Origin of the sequence: Pseudofrankia inefficax (assembly GCF_000166135.1) — a bacterium.
Lineage (GTDB): Bacteria > Actinomycetota > Actinomycetes > Frankiales > Frankiaceae > Pseudofrankia > Pseudofrankia inefficax.
This window is the reverse complement of the sequence record NC_014666.1, coordinates 8,496,152-8,511,587: the sequence shown is the minus strand read 5'-3', so window position 1 is coordinate 8,511,587 and position 15,436 is coordinate 8,496,152. Positions and strand designations below refer to the sequence as shown.

The following is a 15,436-nucleotide window of genomic DNA, read 5'->3' as shown; positions in this document are numbered from 1 at the left end:
TCATGGGAACTCAACGGGAACGGTGGTACGGACCCGTCCAGCACGTTCCTGGGTACGACCGACAATCAGCCGTTGATCATCGGGACGCGCGGCCATGAGGCCATGCGGATCGCGCCCTTCGGGCGGGTCGGCATAAACACATCGAAACCCGATGCCACGCTCGACGTTGTTGGAATTCCGCTCAAGGGGCTCCCGCCCCCGGAGACCACCGCGCTGCGGGCCACGAACTCCGGCCCGGGATTCGCCGGATTCTTTCAGGGCAAGGTCGGCGTGAACGGAGACCTCAACGTCAACTTCGACATCAACGTCCTGGGCGACATCAAGCTGGTCGGTGGTGCTGACCTGGCCGAGGAGTTCGACGTCGTAGGCGGCATCGATGCCGACCCGGGAACCGTCGTGGTGCTGGCCGGCGGTGACACGGTCCAGGTCAGCGATCGGCCCTATGACCGGCGCGTGGCTGGTGTGGTCTCCGGCGCCGGAGACCTGAGACCGGCCTTGATCCTCGACAGGAAGTCTGGTTCTGACCGCCGTCCGCTCGCGCTCAGCGGCAAGGTCTGGTGCAAGGTCGATGCCGATTGCGGAGCGCTGGACGTGGGCGACCTGCTGACCACGTCGTCGACGCCCGGACACGCGATGCGAGCCACCGACCGTGAGCTTTCCTTCGGGTCGGTGATCGGCAAGGCGCTCGGTGCGCTTCAGGCGGGCCGGGGCCTGATCCCTGTGCTCGTGGCCCTCCAGTAAGGGTGGACCTGCGGGTCTATCGGTTACGGCAGCTACAGATCTTGAATGTTCGGGGTCTGAGCCTGTCTGATCACGGGTGGCGCGGGGGTCAAGGGAATCTCGTGGGACAGCCGTCTGGGGCGAGAGCACGACGTGGATGGGCGTCTTCGACCACACCGTCAAGATCAGGGCCTGTACCGGTGGTCGAGCGTCCACCTGCCGTCGTCGCAACGTTCGACCCATTGGTCGCCCGCGAAGGAGACGAGCTTGACTCCTCCGTCGCATTCCGGCCCCAGGATCGAGGTGGCGCTCGGGGTGGGAGTGGGCGGTACGTCGTCCCAGACGCCGTTGTGGCAGACGAGCCGCCAATTGACGGCGGTGCGTCCGTCTGAGCCGGTGTAAAGCGTTCCCTCACCGGCCCAAGGGTCACAGGGCGCCCCGGCGGTGGGATCAACGAACGGCGTCTGAGTGGGAGACGGCGTCGGTGTCCCGGGGTTCTGCGTCGCTGTCCGCGGTGCGTCCGGGACTCGCGTGGGCGTGGCAGCCGTCGGCGGTGGGCTCGGGTCCGGTGCGTCTGTCGTGCTTGATGTCGCGACGGGACGGCGCGGATCGGCTCGCGTGGGGTGTCCAGGCCAGCGAACTGTTCGTGGCTTTCGTTGAAGTCGGTGGTCGACCTGCCCGAGGTGAGGGTGCGTCGGTGGGAATGGCAGGTCCGACTCTTGCCTCACCTATCGAATCTCGATAGATTCCCATCGCGAATCGATGGGAGGATGGGCCGTGGGACAGCTGACCGTACGCGCGCTGCGCACCGTGCTCGTGGTGGTCCTCGCCGGGACCGTGTTCGTCCAGACAGGGATGGTCTGGGCGTTGGTCAGCGGGAGCGACCCGGAGGACGGATCGCTCCCGCTGACCCCGCTGCGTGTGATCACGATCCTGGGCATGGTGTCGGTTCAGGTTGCCCTGGTCTGCGTATGGCGCCTGGTGACGATGGTGCGGCGCGGAACCGTGTTCTCCCACGACGCCTTCCGGTACGTGGACGTCGTGATCGGCGCGATCGTGGCGGCCGCCCTCGTGTGGTTCGCGGTCACGGTCATCAACGCGCCGGGCCAGCGGGCAGACCCGGGTGTCACCCTCATCATGGGCGGGGTCGGCGTGGCCATTCTGGGGGTCGCGCTCCTCGTGCTCGTGCTGCGGACGCTGCTCGCCCAGGCCGTCGCGCGCGACGCCGAAGCGGCGGAGCTGCAGGCCGAGCTGGACGAGGTGATCTGATGCCGATCGCCGTCGACATCGACGTGATGCTGGCCAGGCGGAAGATGTCCGTGGGGGAGCTCGCGGACCGCGTAGGGATCACGCCCGCCAACCTGGCGGTGCTCAAGAACGGCCGCGCCAAGGCGGTGCGCTTCGCGACGCTCGCCGCGCTCTGCGAGGTACTCAAGTGCCAGCCGGGCGACCTGCTGCGCTGGGAGGCCGAGGACGACGCGGGCGGATGACCTGCCTGCCCATCCTGTGCCCATCGACGATGCTGGCCTTCGATTGTCTAGATCATCAGGTGCCGGCGGGGCGGTACGGTCCAGCCGGCGGACCTGTGAACGGGTGGGCCGTCAGGGACTCGAACCCTGAACTCGCCGGTTAAAAGCGAACCTAAATAGGTGTCGTGCTGTCTCAAACGGTGTCGGTAGGTGTCGAGTTTTCCTGTGTTTCCAGCGGTTTTGGGAGCGCGTCGCGTCGTCAGGTGCCGGGCCGTGCCGAGCGATGCCGGAGTGTCCACGCCCACACCACGCCCACAATGATCTTGCTGCTCGGCGGGGGCTGCTCTGAGCCGCGCCGTTGTCTGTGCGACCTGGATCGAGTTCGACCGGAAGGATGGCAAGATCGTCGTCACCGCAGCCGCGAGATCGGCTCAGGTCGCTCCTGACCCCCTGCGGTGGATCTGCCGTTCAGCGCGCGATGACCAAGTCGCCTTCCGCACTTGGGGGCCGGCGAGGCCTGGTCTACCGTAAGGACGGGATGGTGCACTGTGCGTCAGGAATTAGGCAGGGAAGGCGGTGTCGGAGATGAGTGGCTCGTCGTCCGGAGGCCCGCCGCCTGGGTCGCGGTACGCCGACGTGCGTCCATACGCCGTGGCTGACTCCCTCGACGATCTTCATGGCCCGACCGCTGGAGTGGTCGTCCTGGACCGGTGGCTGGACTGGTCAGGTTCGGGCCGTTATGACCTGGCCAGCCAGGGTCGGCTGGCCCGGATGTACGAGACCGTTTTGCGTGAGGCGTCGAAGAAGGCGGACCTGTCGTGGTGGCTGGATGGGCGCACGCTGGTGCGACTGTGGCGTGAGCTGGTGCTGCCGCCCCAGGTGCGGAGCCGCTGGGAGGCGCGGTTCCCCGAGTTGGCCAGCGGGCACTGGTCCGCGGCGTAGCGGCGAATAACTCCTCGACCTGTACCTGCAGTGGGGTCGGCTCCGCTATCTCGGATTCTTCGATCTGACCTCCGATGAGGTGCCGCAGCTGTGTGTCAGCGAGCCGGGTCGCGGGGTCGTTGAGGACCTTCATCGAGGCGGCTTGCCTCGGCGGATCTCATCGCGGCGCTGGTCAAGGTAGACCCGGACGGCATCGGCCACGAAGTCCTTCTTCGACACGCCCAGAAAGTGCGGCCTGCGAGATCAGCTCATCGGTCGCCGGGTCGACCTTGCGCGAGGCCTGACGACCGCTCCGCTTCGAGCAGGCGTTCGGCCAGCATCATGATCTCAAGTATCGATGGTCCCTCAAGGATTAGAAGCTCGGGCCTGTCCGGGTCGTTTGAGAATCCGCATCCGGACTCGGCGACGCTGGGCCCCATCTCCCGGACCAGATCTTCGGTTGCCGCGAAGTAGACGACCGGCCAGTCTGCCCATATCGGTTCGTTGATGTGTCCTCGGCAGCTCGCAGCGGGCCATCCTCCGATGGCCGCGATCACGTGAACCAGGCCACTCACGCCGATCTCCAAGCCCGCGAGTTCCGTGATGTCCACGTTGGCGGCGTCGGGATTGCTTTCCTCGTCTAGCCAGGTGGAATCGTCCGCCGTGCTTTCCTCGAGTTCGCGCGCGAGGTCGTCGAATTCTGCGGGACTGGTCGCTGTGGTGGCCAGGAGGCGCACGAGCGCCGACTCTGCGCGAATGACCTGAGCGGCCTGCTCGCGGGTTACCCCGGATATTCTCCAGGTGTGGTGAAAATAGCCAGTGCCGCCCTCGTCCCATTCGTCCGTGTCGAGGTCATCCGGGATGGGAACCTGGTAGGTGAAGTCGTCGGGCGGATTGATGTCGAGGTGGATCTCGGCGCGCGGTACCACTCCGTCGGGATTTTCTGGGGGCGTCGGCATGTCTGTGACGGCTTTCGTTCTTGGGTCAGACGGTAGCGATCTGCAAGGTGTTCGACGCGAGGTCGGAGAAGTAGCCCAGATCGGGGTTGGTGAAGGTGCCGACGACGAGGCCGCGGTCGAGGAAGCGGTTGAACTCCTCGCAACTGGTCTCGGGGAGCAGCGCGCAGCCGTGGCAGGCGGCGAGGTTGCAGGAGTCCGGGCCCTGGCCGGCCTCGCCGGCTTCCATACAGACCGGATCGGTGGAGCACCAGCGGGCGTCGCTTAGTGCGTTGGCCATGACCGGCCAGAGCTGGCCAGGCTTGGCCATCCGGACAAGTCCGCCCATGGTGCCCTCGGAGTCGCCGGCGGCGGTGTAGATGAGGATGCCTGCCATGCTCCGCTCGGGTGACTCAGACACGTACAGGCGTTCCCGTAGCGAGGCGGAGCTGTAGCCGCAGGCGTAGATCAGTTCGTTGATGAGCAGGTGGCCAAGGGTGTGAAGCAGGACGAAGCGCGGGCTTATGGTGCGCTCTCGGAGTCCGCGGAGCCGAGCCACATCTCCGAACCGCTGGGTGATCTGCCCGGCGCGGGCGAGAACGGCCTCTCGCTGCTCCCAGTCTTTGAGTCGCTGACGATCGAGCTCAAGATAGATCCCTTCGCCTTTCACCACGTAGGCTGGGAGCCAGTCATGACTGGGTTCAAGGAACCCTCGGCGGAGCATGCGCTTGCCCGCGGTCAGTTTCAGGCCGCTGTCACGCACCCGGGTGAAACCACGCATGGCACGGGTCTCTCGGAGGACATCGACGCGCCGCACCCGATTGAGGATTCCTTCGAGTTCGGGAGCGACGCCGGGGTCCTTGGCCGTCAGGTAGGGATCGTCGGGCGTCTCGCGGAGCAGGCGGTACTCGTCGTGCCGCCATTCGTCGGTTCTAGTCAGACTGTCGTCGTCGCCATCTTCGCCAGTGCCGCTGCCGGGAGGAGGACCGTCGGGAGCATCTCCCGGGTCGGCGATGCCGAAGTGGTCCCTGTAGCCGGCCATCAATTCTTCGTCGGTGATCGGCTTGAACAGTTCTACGGGCAGCGCGCCGCGGAGTATTTCGACCGTCAACCTGGCGCCGAGCGCCTGGTGGAGAGCCCGCAGCGCTGGGCTGACGTCCGGGTGGATGAGCAGTTCATGCAGAGTGGCGCTGACTGCTCCGATCTTTTGCGGGAGGTAGAGCGACGACTCGACTTTCGGGAAATAGATGTTGCCGGCCGCACGCAGAGCGCCTCTCACTGGCCGGTCGCAAGAACCCCCGTCCTCGCCCAGCCAGGGCCGCGCGCCGGTGCAGTAGAACGGGTCGTCCTTCCCAGCGAGCTGATCCGTGAGGTTGGTCCGCTCCTCGCCGGTTCTGCCTGTGGCGCCGATGAGAATGCCTGCGAGGGAGCGCTCGGCCCCGCAGCCCTTCGGCAACCCCTGTTCGTCGCATATGACGACTTGGCCGTCGAGGCCACCGCCGCCGCGGGACTGCAGCCGGAGCACGCCGTTGCAGCTTGGCTGGTGGCGCCTGTGGACCCACTGCCGGAAGGGAAAGTCGTCGAGGTGGCCGAGGGTACAGATCGCGACGAATGGGACCTGTGACATCCGGGGTCCGCGTTTCTTCTTCCTGCCGATGTCCTGCTTGTGCTTGGGATCGTCACAGTAGACCGGCTGCGCGAACGTGAGCGGGTGGTGCTCAAGGCGCTTGCAGTAGATACAGAACGACCAGCCTGGGAACCGAAGGACAGGGACTGTCAGCCTGGCGTTCGCCTCGTTGCCCGGCCGGTAGTCCGGCGGGAGGCGGAACTCGCCGACCTTGAGACGGGCCTGCAGGCGCCAATCCTGGGCCTGGTACTCGCTGAGCCGCAACTGATTCTTCGTCTCGACGTCGTACCAGGCGTCCAGGCCCGCGGTGATAACGGACGTGCCATCCACGAGGATGCTGAGGGCGCCGACACCGAACGGTGAGACCAGCTGGGCCCGGCGGATGTTCCCGGAACTCACTGCGCCGCCTCCCGGCTCTGGGCGACGTCCTCGCGCGTGTAGAAGTGCGAGATTTTCAGGCGGCACTCGGCGTCCACGTTGCGCATGCTGCTCGGGACGTCCCACATGAGAGCCTGGGCGCTCAGCTCGGGGAGCGTGCCTGCGAAGCGCATCAGGCCCTGCTTCGGGTCGCCGCCGATCGCATTGGCGCTCCACTCTGTGCGTGCCCAGCCGAGCCACTCATGTGCACGGTCGCGCTGCATGCGCTCAAGTTCTCCGATCTCGTCGGCGTCCGCGATCAAGGCCCGGGCCCGGAGCAGCCCGATTGCCTGCTCGTACCCTTCTTGCGGGAACGGGTGCGGCTGAAGGCTGGCATCCCACGTCTGGCGCATGTGTGAGACAGCGGCGCCATGAAGGGCCCGGCGCAGTACCGGTGCGGCGAAGGGGGTCAGCGACGTCGGCTCGACTTGGGCGTAGAGCCGCTCGTGGTAGGTCCGGAACCGCTCGTAGTGGCTGCGGTCGCGAGGCTTGGCGGCGCCGTAGATCGTGATCACCAGGCCGGGCTTCTCCGGGTCGCGGCCGACGCGGCCGGAGACCTGGATGTACTGGGACGTGGTCTTGGGCTGGCCCACGATCGTCATGAGCCCTAGCCGGTCGATGTCGACGCCTACCTCGATGATGTTCGACGCCAGACAGATGTCGACGCACTCGGCCTCGCCGTACTTGGTCTGGAGCTGCACGATCGCTTTGGGGATGTCGTCGCTGCGGCGGCGGCTGGTGAGTTCCATTGGGATGCGAGGCCATCGGGGCGACTCCAGGTTGTCTCGCCGCCTGAGCCCGGTGATGAAGTCGGGGATGTCGGACTGGATCAGGGAGACGGTGTTGCCGAGCTCGCGGAGGCTGTTGAAGAAGTTCAGGTTGGTCCAGTAGCCGTCCCGGTCGTCCTCGGGCAGGCTCGCAGCGGCCAGCAGGGTGGCTGAGGCTACCCGGACCTGGACGGTCTGGGTGGACCCGAGCGAGGCACTCATGACGCCGAGATAGCGGCGTCCTGGCTCGCCTTCCGCCCGTTCGGCGAAGAACGACCGTCCCTCCTCCAAGCCGTGCGGGGGGAACAGCGCGACCTGCGGGCGGCCGTAGAGTGCCTTGATTTGGTCTTCGTAACGGCGGATGGTCGCCGTCGAAGCGATGATCTTGGGTGGGACAGGACTCGGGCCGCGCTTGTCGGTGCAGAGGTCCTCGACGACCGGTTCGTACAGGCCGACCATCGAGCCGAGCGGCCCGGAGATGAGGTGGAGCTCGTCCTGGATGATCAGGCCAGGGGGGGACACCTCCCGCTCGCCGTGTTCACCGATGCCGAACAGTGCGCGGGCCTCCGGCCGCCAGGCCATCATCGCGAACTTGTCGACGGTGCCGATGACGAGTGACGGCCGGGCCGTGTAGATGTCCTCGTCAATCACGTGGATCGGCAGGCCGTCCTGGCCGCCGAACCTGCATTGGTCGTCCACGCAGCGGAAGATGACCTTCCTGGGACCGAGCTGCTGGTAGCCCAGCAGGTCCTGGCCCGATCTCGGCTTGGGCTTCGGCCCCATTTCGGTGCCGCACCAGGGGCAGCGCAGCAGCAGGAACTTGTTCTGCGTGTGGACGTTCCGCGCGAGGTCGCGGAGGGCGTCGACGGCCTGCCGCCAGGTGTTGGGGGTCGAGTCACCCCCGAGCCAGATACCGATCCCGAACTTCGCCGCGCCGAACTCGGTCTCGTTCTTGGAGCGGATATCATCCAGAACGCACATCAGTGCCGCCGCGCGGAGGAACTGCTGGGTGGTGAGCAGGCGGAGCGTGTAGCGCATCACCGTGTCGGTGCCTGTATCCAGGGGGTCGCGCTTTCGCCGGGCGAGCAGGCTGACCGCCGAGGCACCGAGGTAGGCCTCCGTCTTCCCTCCGCCGGTCGGGAAGAAGATCAGATCTACGATCGAGCGGCTAGGCGCGGCACGGTCGACGAGTTCAGGCAGCGCCGCGAGCAAGAACGCGATCTGGAACGGGCGCCAGTTGCCTTTGCGCCCGTCCGGCTTCGGGACCGGGTGCGTTCCCTCGACCCGCAGCATCCCGTCCCTCGTCCGGGTGACCTTGCGCGTCGGGAAGCCAGTGCGCAGCTGCTGGATGTACATCGCCAGGTTGGCGAGCTGGAAGGCACGAGTTGCGACCGGGTCGGTGCCTACCAGGCGCCAGCCTGCTCGCATCCGCTTGAGCGCTTCTCGGCAAAGCGTCAGGTGCCGGGCTGCCGCCTCCGCGAACTGCGGCAGCGTGGCGGCCTCGGCCTCGCGCTCCCCGATCCACTCCGCATAGAGCCGGAGGACCGTCTCGACCTGGTCGCGGCCGGCGTCGGTGCCGTTCGCAAGTTCCATCATGCTCACTGTCACGCGTCGGAGACTTCCGTCGGGAGCCGTGGTGTAGACGTCCGGGGTCAGGCTGACCACTTCGTGCGCAGGCATGGGCTCTGCCCAGACGGCGTCGCCCGGCTCGCCCGTGATCCGCCAGCCGGCAGCACAACCGTGACCGATCGCGTAAGTCAGGTGCTTGCGGTAGAGGAGCGCTATCGACTGCTCCTCGGGGTCCGATCTGTTCTGCGTGATGTCCGGATACGGGGTGATCCGCAGCGCGCCCTGAGCCGTCGCCCGCAGTCCCATTTGGAAAAGCGCCGCCGAAGGTCCCGTCCCTGCCGTGCCATTGCTCGCGGCGATCGTGACCAGCCGCAGGGTGGAGGCAGCGGCTTCGCCGGGCAGACGGCGGCTAAAGATCTGCACGGTCGGCGTGACGCGGTAGCCACCTTCCGGGACGCTGTCGCCCGGGGTCATCTTGGGCTTGACCAGTTTGTTCGTGCTGTGGAGCAGGTCGTCGGCTGGGATGGTCCCGGCCAGCTCGAATGGCCGGCGCACCCACCAGGTCTGCGGTTTGCGGCCGGGCCACTCGGCGGCGAGTTGGTCGTAGTAGGCGCCGGTCACCGTGAGCGCCAGGCTGCCGGTGCGGGCCGCATCACACTGGAAAGAGATGGCCATCGCCGACGGCTTGTAGGCGTTGGCCGTCGTGAGGTCTAGGTCGTCGCCTTCATCGCCAATCGGGGCGGTCGTGTCGGTGAAGTCCAGCTCGTGGACGAGCGGCGGTGCGTCGACGTCGCCCTCATTGATGCTGAGTCCCTGGGGCAGCGGCAGTTCGTCTTCGCCGTCCGCCGGTGCGCCATCGTGACCAGGCTGTTCGCTGATGTCCGTTCCGTGTGCGGCCGGGCCGCTGTACAGGACGCCGACGCCGTAGCGCCTCAGCGGGTCCAGGGTCGTGAGGATCTCCTGGCGGGTTTCTTCGTCGTGCCAAACCCCCCGGCTGGCCTCGGGCGACTCGAAGGAGACCCTGCCCGACGAGCAGCCGAGCGGCTTGCCGCGCGGTTCCTCGCCTGCTGCTGGTCCGAACAGCTCGCGCCGTACAGCCGCCTCCATGGTGGCGCGGGCGGTGGACCCACTCATGCGTTCCCTCCGAATGCGGCGAGCAGGGTCTGCTCCTCCATGAGGACCGCCAGGCGGTCGGTAGCGCGGGTCAGGCCCACGTACAGGAGCGCCTCGAAGTTTGGCGCCTCTGCCCGGTCGAGGTCGGTCAGGATCACTGCGGGCGCGTCGAGTCCCTTGAAGGCGTGGATGGTGCTGTACCGCACCCGGCCGCGGGGCGCGGTGACGCCGTCGGCGGGGCGGAGGATCTGCCGCAGCCAGGGGTCGGTGGTCGTCTCGGCTGTGGACCTGCCTCGCAGGGGGCTCAGGACGACGATTTCGTCGAGGTCGCAGTCGTCGTCCCGCAGGACTCGGATCGCGTCGGCGAGCGCTGCGGACTGGTCGGAGCCGCGCAGGTATTTGAGGAAGCTGGGATCGACGCCGTCGTCAGGGCGGCGGTAGTGGCGGTAGCCCGGCGTCAGGTGACTGAGCAGCTTCACCACGGTGCCTATGCGTCGCAGGTTTCGGCAGTTGAAGGTCAGATCGTAGGTCGCGAGGTGCGGTATCTGGCGGCGCAGGCGCTCCTGCCCGTCGGCGCCGTCATAAATGGCCTGCCGCTCGAAGTCGCCGAACAGAAGGACGCGCCCGTCGCGCAAGCCGCCCTTGACCAGCAGGTCCAGGATGTCAAGGAACGGCTCCCGCGCTAGGTCCTGCACCTCGTCGACGATCAGGAAATCGGCGGCCTCGGTCTCGCCCCGCTCAAGAAGCATGTCAACCGCGTGGTCGGGCAGCTCTCGGTCCCAGAACCCCGCGCTGGCATCACGGGGCGCCTGCTTGCCGGTGAGGCGCAGTATCTCCTGGTGGAAGGTTGAGGTCCGCAGCCCGCTGACGCCAGCCATGTCCAGGCTCAGCCGGCGGCCGAGGAGCCGGTTGAAACAGAGGAGTCTGCCGGTGCGGCCGAGCGCGGCCTCCCGGCGCGCGGCTTCCATCGCAAGCCAGGTCTTGCCGGTACCGGCCGGCCCGGTGAACAGAACGGCGCGGTTCTGCTGCATGTTGTCGAGGGCGTCGTACTGCTCGTCGATGAACGCTGTCAGCTGTGTTTGTCGGGCACGGCGGAGGTTCCCAGGGACGATCGCCAGCTCGAACTTTCTGCGCAATGACGACGCGATCGCCGCGCTGGTCGCGTCGTTTGGCCCGACGAGGCCCGGCGCGAATCCCTTGATCTTGGTGCGGAGATGATTGCTGCCCGCTTGGAGGGTACGGAGAACGGCTTTCGCGGCATCCGCGGTTAGGTCCTCGGAGTCGAGCAGCTGCCAATCATGCCATTCCGGGCTCGGCGGGAGGGCACTCCGGGCGCGGGCGTGGGTGAACCAGACCGCGTGGATGAGCGGGACGGGCCGCAGGTCGATCCGCTGTCGGATGAGGTAGTCGCGGATGCTGTACTTCGCCTCGCTGGCCTGCGTGAACGGGCTGCGCCCCGTCGGCGGCTGGCTCCCGAGCTTCCAGCGGCCGTCCGGCAGGCGGCTGACTGTGGTGTGCGACTTCACCTCGATCACGAGAACACCGTGGTTCGGCACGATCACGACGAAGTCCGCCTCGCCCTCGACCTGGCGCACGTGAGCGGCGATCGCTAGGGAGTGGAGCGCAGTCCAGCCGTCGGTTCCGGGGGCGCTTGCCAGCGCGATGAAGAGCTCGCGCTCGCCCGGAGGTGCCTCACCTGGACAGTACGGCGGCATCATTCGAGCCACTGGACCCCCCGGTCCCTAGTCAGCAGCCGGGCATTATTTCGGTGCACAATCTCCACTTCGGGAGAGGCGGCCAGGACCCGGGTCGCGACGACGCCGCGGAAGCCGTGTGCGGCGGCGTCGAGCCGGAGGTGGCCCTCGCGGTGGAGTACGGCCATGTCGGCTCTTCCAACGGCTGCCTCCAGCTCGCTTCCAACGTCGGCGCTAGCCTGTGCGCGCCGCCGGCTCAGGTCCGTCGCGAGGTCGAATGTCGGGTGCACGGGCAGGCGGAGCCATTGCAGGAGCAGCTCGAAATCGTGGTCATACATGGGCCGGATGAGCAGCGGGTCGGGCCAGGCTCGTACCCGCGACCGCGCGCTGACGCCGATGGCCGCGAGGTCACGCTCGACGGCCGCCACGCCGTGCTGGTCGAGCCTCGCCTGCAGCGCACCCTTCCACCTCGCCTGGGAGGTACGCGCCGAGGAAGCCCGGCTGCCCATGAGCCCGAGGGCCGCGTCGTACAGAGTCTGGCGCTCGGTGAGACCGGCCCGGAGCAGGAGGTAGGTGCCCTCCTTGACGGCGTTGACGTCCACCATGACGACCCGCTCGCCGCCGGGCTTCTCCGGGTCGACGGCCCGGATCCGGTCGCCGTCGTCTAACATGATCGAATATCCGCCGCTGAGCAGCACCTTCCGAGCCTCAACCTCGTCGAGACCGGGCTGCCGTCGAGGGCCGGTGGTACGCGACCAGACAGGCTGAGGCAGGAGCAGTTCCTCGGCGACTTCCGGCGCGGCCGGTGGGTCTGGATCCGTGGGGTTGACGCCCACAAGGCGCCGCCGAATTTTGATGTTGAGAGCGCCCGCGGCGTGCTCCGCCAGCGGGGAGAGCGGGACTGACTGGTCCTTAAACCAGTCGGGAATCAGGAAGGCGACCTCGTCGGTCATCGGCGCCGTGAGGAGTGGGCGAGGGATGAACCGCGGCGGTCCGATGGCGTATGCCTGCTCAAACGAGCTTCCACCGCGGATCATCTCGCTGACCGTATGCACCGCGATCCCGAACGGGCCGAGCCAGCGTCCGAGGCCTGACGCCGCCCCGTTGCTCGCCGCGATCACCACGCAGGCGTCCGCACCGACCTCCGCGATCGAGGCGAGCAGCACCTCACCGACGGCTGGGTCCTGACCCGCGAGATCGCGAGCGGCCTGCGTCAGCAGGCCGAGCAGCCGCTGATCATTACCTCCTACGGCGAAGGTCAGCTTGCCCGCCTCGCCGATGACGGCTTCGGCCGCGTCCCGCACGGCGGAGTTCAGCGCAATCGGCTGCGGCTGAGTCAGGGCGCGCCAGCGCAATGCTCGGGCGGGGCCCACCAGGTCATCCCACAGGCCAGAACGGTCCTCGTGGCTGAGCAGAGTAACGGACCGCACGGCGGCATCGACGCGCGCGCCGGCTGGGTCCACGATGGCAATCAACTCCGCCGACCCCTTGGCCAAGGCCGCCGCGCGCTGATAACGGCCGTTCACGGCGGCGACCCGGCTCATGGCGTCACCGTGAACGCCAGCGCCTCAATGCCGGCGGGCGGGCTGAGTAGGCCGAAGTCACGATGGAGGTCCAGCGTCTTCTTGCCACGATTGGCGCGGTATTCCATGGCCACCTCGTCCGCCGACTCGTCGATGACGCTGCGGTCGAGGACCGCGACGACCACCGGGGCCTCGATCGCGCCTATCCACCTTGTGGCTGCGGCACCGTCGAGAACGGCGGCCCGTATTCCGGGCGGCAGCTGCAGCTCGTCGCCGACCCGTGCCGTGGCTACCAGCCGAGTCGACCAGGTCGCGGCCTTCGGCCGCTCCGGCAGGAGGATGTTTGACACCTGCTCACGCTCACCGTCCCAGCAGATATAGGCGTCCAGGTCCGCCCGGAGCCAGGCGAGGGTTCCGACGAGAGCGAGGTCGCTGGGCGGCCTGCACAGGTGGTCAATCCAGCGCGCCCCGAAGCGTGACGTCCGGCTGAAGACTCCCGGTTTTGGTATCGGCTGCTCGCACTGTTCATTCACCGCCTCGATCGGCGCGATGGCCTGCACCCACGGCAGCATCCACTGGGTGCCCTTCAGCATGAGCCTGTCCAGCTTCGCGTCGAATCCCAGGAAGGTCCTGGTCACGATCTTATCCGGGGTGATCATGCGAACGTCGGTGTCGCGCGCCAGTGACGCGACCGTCTGCCTGACCTCGGGCAGCCGGTTTTCCGGGGCTCCGCGCATCCACCCACACCCGATCAACACTGCGGCGAAATCACGCGCTGGCACCGACACGGCGACGACGAGCCGCCGCTCGGGGTGCCGCTGGGACCAGCGAGCCGCGGTCGTGCCGAGCGCGACAAGCCAGCTGATCCATAGCGCGGGAACCGCTGGCCCGAAGGTGTCTTCGGCCAGCGATAGTGTTGCCCGTTCTCCCGTGGGCACGGCATCCCCCCGGATACACCTCACGCGCACCTGCCCGCCGAGTCAATGCTAACGAGGGTGTGCGACAGAACGGGATGGCGGCCAGCAACTTGCGCACGCAAACAGCTTTCTGCCGCGATAGTGGCGCCCTGGTGCCCGGGGGTCGCTGCCCGATACCCCTGTTGACCTTGATTGGCCCGGCCGGTACTGTCCAGTAGCGCCCTCCCGGGGCCGCGTATGCGCAGGTCACGGCGAGGGGGAGGCGACGGCTGCGGTGACGGCGACGGCGAGCTCGCTTCCCCGCCAGAAGCAATGGCTCGCCGCTCCGCAGCCGCCCCTGCCACGGATGGGATCGGCAGGTCCCCGGAAACCGAAGCTTGTTGATCTTTTTTGTGGCGCCGGTGGGCTGTCGGAGGGATTTCGCCGGGTCGGCTTTGAGGTTGTCGCTGCCGCCGACCACGATCCTGATGCCTGCGCGACCTATGAGCGTAACTTCGCGAGGGCGGAGGTTCTCTGTGGGGACCTCAGGCTGCCGGCCCTGCGCGAGCGGCTGGTGGACTTGGCGGCCGGCGCGGACATGATCGTCGGCGGACCGCCGTGTCAGGCGTACTCACAGGTGCGGAACCACGCCCGCCTGATCGACGACCCGCGAAACTCGCTGTACCGCGAGTTCGTGCGAACAGTCCGCGAGGTCAGGCCCGTTGCATTCCTCATGGAGAACGTCCCGGGCCTTGCGCAGATGGGCGTGCAGGATCAGGTTGTGGCAGACCTTTCCCTCGACGGCGAATACGACGTGACGGCCCAGCTCGTTGACGCAGCCAACTTCGGCGTCCCCCAGACCCGCGAGCGGCTTCTCTTCCTGGGCGTCCGCCGCCGGCGGGGGATATCTGTACCCGTGCTCGACGGATCGGGTGCCACGGGCCTCGTTCGCCTTGAGCGAGCGAAGGAGGAGAGGGCGCTTGCCTACAAGGTCGGCGTTGCTGGCGGAGCCGAGGCCGACGAGCTCGCAGCTCAGCTCGCGGACTGGTCAAGCCTGCAGGCAGTAACGGTCGCACAGGCGATCAGTGATCTTGAGGGGCTGGCTTCGGGACGGCGCGACGACGCCATAGAGCGCACGGAGTTGGGCTCGCCCGGCAGCGCCTACCAAAGACTCATGCGGCGCGGGCTCGTAGCTCCGTCGCTGACGAATGTGAGCGTGCCGCGGATCAGGGAGGACACAGTCCTCCGCCTCAACGAGATTCCCGCCGGCGGGAACCACCGCGACCTCCCGGACGAGTTCCGAGCGCGTTACCTGACCGACGCCAAGTGGGGCCAGCACAGCGGCACCGGCCGGCTCGAACGGCGGCACTACAGCGCCTACCGCCGCCTTCACCCCGACTTGTGGGCCTGGACGATCAATACTAAGGCTGACTGTGCATACCACTACCGCGAGTCCCGGAGCCTCAGCGTGCGGGAGTTCGCCCGCCTCCAGAGCTTCCCCGACTACTTCGAGTTCACTACCGACAAGCGGCGGGGGGACGGTCTGCCGGGTCGCCTGCCAGGCGGCGCGACGCATTCGCGCTATCGGCAGGTCGGGAACGCGGTGCCGCCGCTCCTCGCCCAAGCCGCAGCCAAGGCGCTGATTGACCACAACGTCTTCGCGGAGCTGGGAGTACTGCGTACCCCGTGATTGACACCTCGCCAGCGGCCGACGACGGTCGGACGCAAGGTCGGCCGGCGACCGCCACCGGCCGAGCACCTACCCGGCGCCGCACTGCCCGGGAC

11 protein-coding genes are annotated in these 15,436 nt (G+C 67.5%); 5 read left to right on the top strand and 6 right to left on the bottom strand.

The features are described from left to right. Nucleotides 1–72 precede the first annotated feature (72 nt). The 4 genes from FRAEUI1C_RS34545 (at nucleotide 73) to FRAEUI1C_RS34530 (ending at nucleotide 3,131) form a co-directional block, all read left to right on the top strand. Entirely contained in the window at nucleotides 73–741 is a 669-nt protein-coding gene (locus tag FRAEUI1C_RS34545) for a hypothetical protein (protein WP_157735201.1), read from the top strand. 756 nt (nucleotides 742–1,497) lie between these two features. Then, a complete protein-coding gene (locus FRAEUI1C_RS34540) occupies nucleotides 1,498–1,989 on the top strand; it encodes a DUF2975 domain-containing protein (protein WP_013428041.1) in 492 nt (163 codons plus the stop codon). After that, on the top strand, nucleotides 1,989–2,210 hold the full coding sequence (locus FRAEUI1C_RS34535) for a helix-turn-helix domain-containing protein (RefSeq protein WP_013428040.1): 222 nt from the start codon (nucleotides 1,989–1,991) through the stop codon (nucleotides 2,208–2,210). The genes FRAEUI1C_RS34540 and FRAEUI1C_RS34535 overlap by 1 nt, the downstream gene beginning before the upstream one ends. Before the next feature lie 630 nt (nucleotides 2,211–2,840). Next, complete coding sequence (locus FRAEUI1C_RS34530) at nucleotides 2,841–3,131, top strand: hypothetical protein (protein WP_041259834.1); 291 nt, start codon at nucleotides 2,841–2,843, stop codon at nucleotides 3,129–3,131. A gap of 248 nt (nucleotides 3,132–3,379) precedes the next feature. Here FRAEUI1C_RS34530 and FRAEUI1C_RS34525 read toward each other — a convergent pair whose 3' ends face one another. Genes FRAEUI1C_RS34525 through FRAEUI1C_RS38815 form a run of 6 tightly spaced genes read right to left on the bottom strand, consistent with a single transcriptional unit; the run spans nucleotide 3,380 to nucleotide 13,693 of the window. Beyond that, nucleotides 3,380–4,069, bottom strand: a complete 690-nt coding sequence (locus tag FRAEUI1C_RS34525) for a hypothetical protein (RefSeq protein WP_013428038.1) — start codon at nucleotides 4,067–4,069, stop codon at nucleotides 3,380–3,382. Nucleotides 4,070–4,094: 25 nt separating this feature from the next. Further along, complete coding sequence (drmB, locus tag FRAEUI1C_RS34520; RefSeq protein WP_013428037.1) at nucleotides 4,095–6,071, bottom strand: DUF1998 domain-containing protein; 1,977 nt, start codon at nucleotides 6,069–6,071, stop codon at nucleotides 4,095–4,097. Then, entirely contained in the window at nucleotides 6,068–9,559 is a 3,492-nt protein-coding gene (locus tag FRAEUI1C_RS34515) for a helicase-related protein (RefSeq protein WP_013428036.1), read from the bottom strand. Before FRAEUI1C_RS34515 ends, drmB begins: the two co-directional genes overlap by 4 nt. Then, complete coding sequence (locus tag FRAEUI1C_RS34510; protein ID WP_232425578.1) at nucleotides 9,556–11,253, bottom strand: nuclease-related domain-containing DEAD/DEAH box helicase; 1,698 nt, start codon at nucleotides 11,251–11,253, stop codon at nucleotides 9,556–9,558. The genes FRAEUI1C_RS34515 and FRAEUI1C_RS34510 overlap by 4 nt, the downstream gene beginning before the upstream one ends. Further along, entirely contained in the window at nucleotides 11,253–12,776 is a 1,524-nt protein-coding gene (locus FRAEUI1C_RS34505) for a hypothetical protein (protein ID WP_013428034.1), read from the bottom strand. Before FRAEUI1C_RS34505 ends, FRAEUI1C_RS34510 begins: the two co-directional genes overlap by 1 nt. Then, nucleotides 12,773–13,693 (bottom strand): hypothetical protein, encoded by a 921-nt coding sequence (locus tag FRAEUI1C_RS38815; protein ID WP_157735192.1) that lies wholly within the window; start codon nucleotides 13,691–13,693, stop codon nucleotides 12,773–12,775. The genes FRAEUI1C_RS34505 and FRAEUI1C_RS38815 overlap by 4 nt, the downstream gene beginning before the upstream one ends. A gap of 325 nt (nucleotides 13,694–14,018) precedes the next feature. On the opposite strand from FRAEUI1C_RS38815, the gene FRAEUI1C_RS34495 reads away from it, so the two are divergent. Further along, nucleotides 14,019–15,341 carry a DNA cytosine methyltransferase gene (locus FRAEUI1C_RS34495; RefSeq protein WP_157735188.1) on the top strand — a complete coding sequence of 441 codons (1,323 nt, stop codon included), beginning with the start codon at nucleotides 14,019–14,021 and terminating at the stop codon, nucleotides 15,339–15,341. Nucleotides 15,342–15,436 lie beyond the last annotated feature (95 nt).

Excerpts from the sequence above, each read along its gene's own strand:
- FRAEUI1C_RS34515 (WP_013428036.1), bottom strand. The coding sequence starts at position 9,559 with ATGAGTGGGTCCACCGCCCGCGCCACCATGGAGGCGGCTGTACGGCGC.
- FRAEUI1C_RS34495 (WP_157735188.1), top strand. The coding sequence starts at position 14,019 with ATGGGATCGGCAGGTCCCCGGAAACCGAAGCTTGTTGATCTTTTTTGT.
- FRAEUI1C_RS34525 (WP_013428038.1), bottom strand. The coding sequence starts at position 4,069 with ATGCCGACGCCCCCAGAAAATCCCGACGGAGTGGTACCGCGCGCCGAG.
- FRAEUI1C_RS34510 (WP_232425578.1), bottom strand. The coding sequence starts at position 11,253 with ATGCCGCCGTACTGTCCAGGTGAGGCACCTCCGGGCGAGCGCGAGCTC.
- FRAEUI1C_RS34535 (WP_013428040.1), top strand. The coding sequence starts at position 1,989 with ATGCCGATCGCCGTCGACATCGACGTGATGCTGGCCAGGCGGAAGATG.
- FRAEUI1C_RS34505 (WP_013428034.1), bottom strand. The coding sequence starts at position 12,776 with ATGAGCCGGGTCGCCGCCGTGAACGGCCGTTATCAGCGCGCGGCGGCC.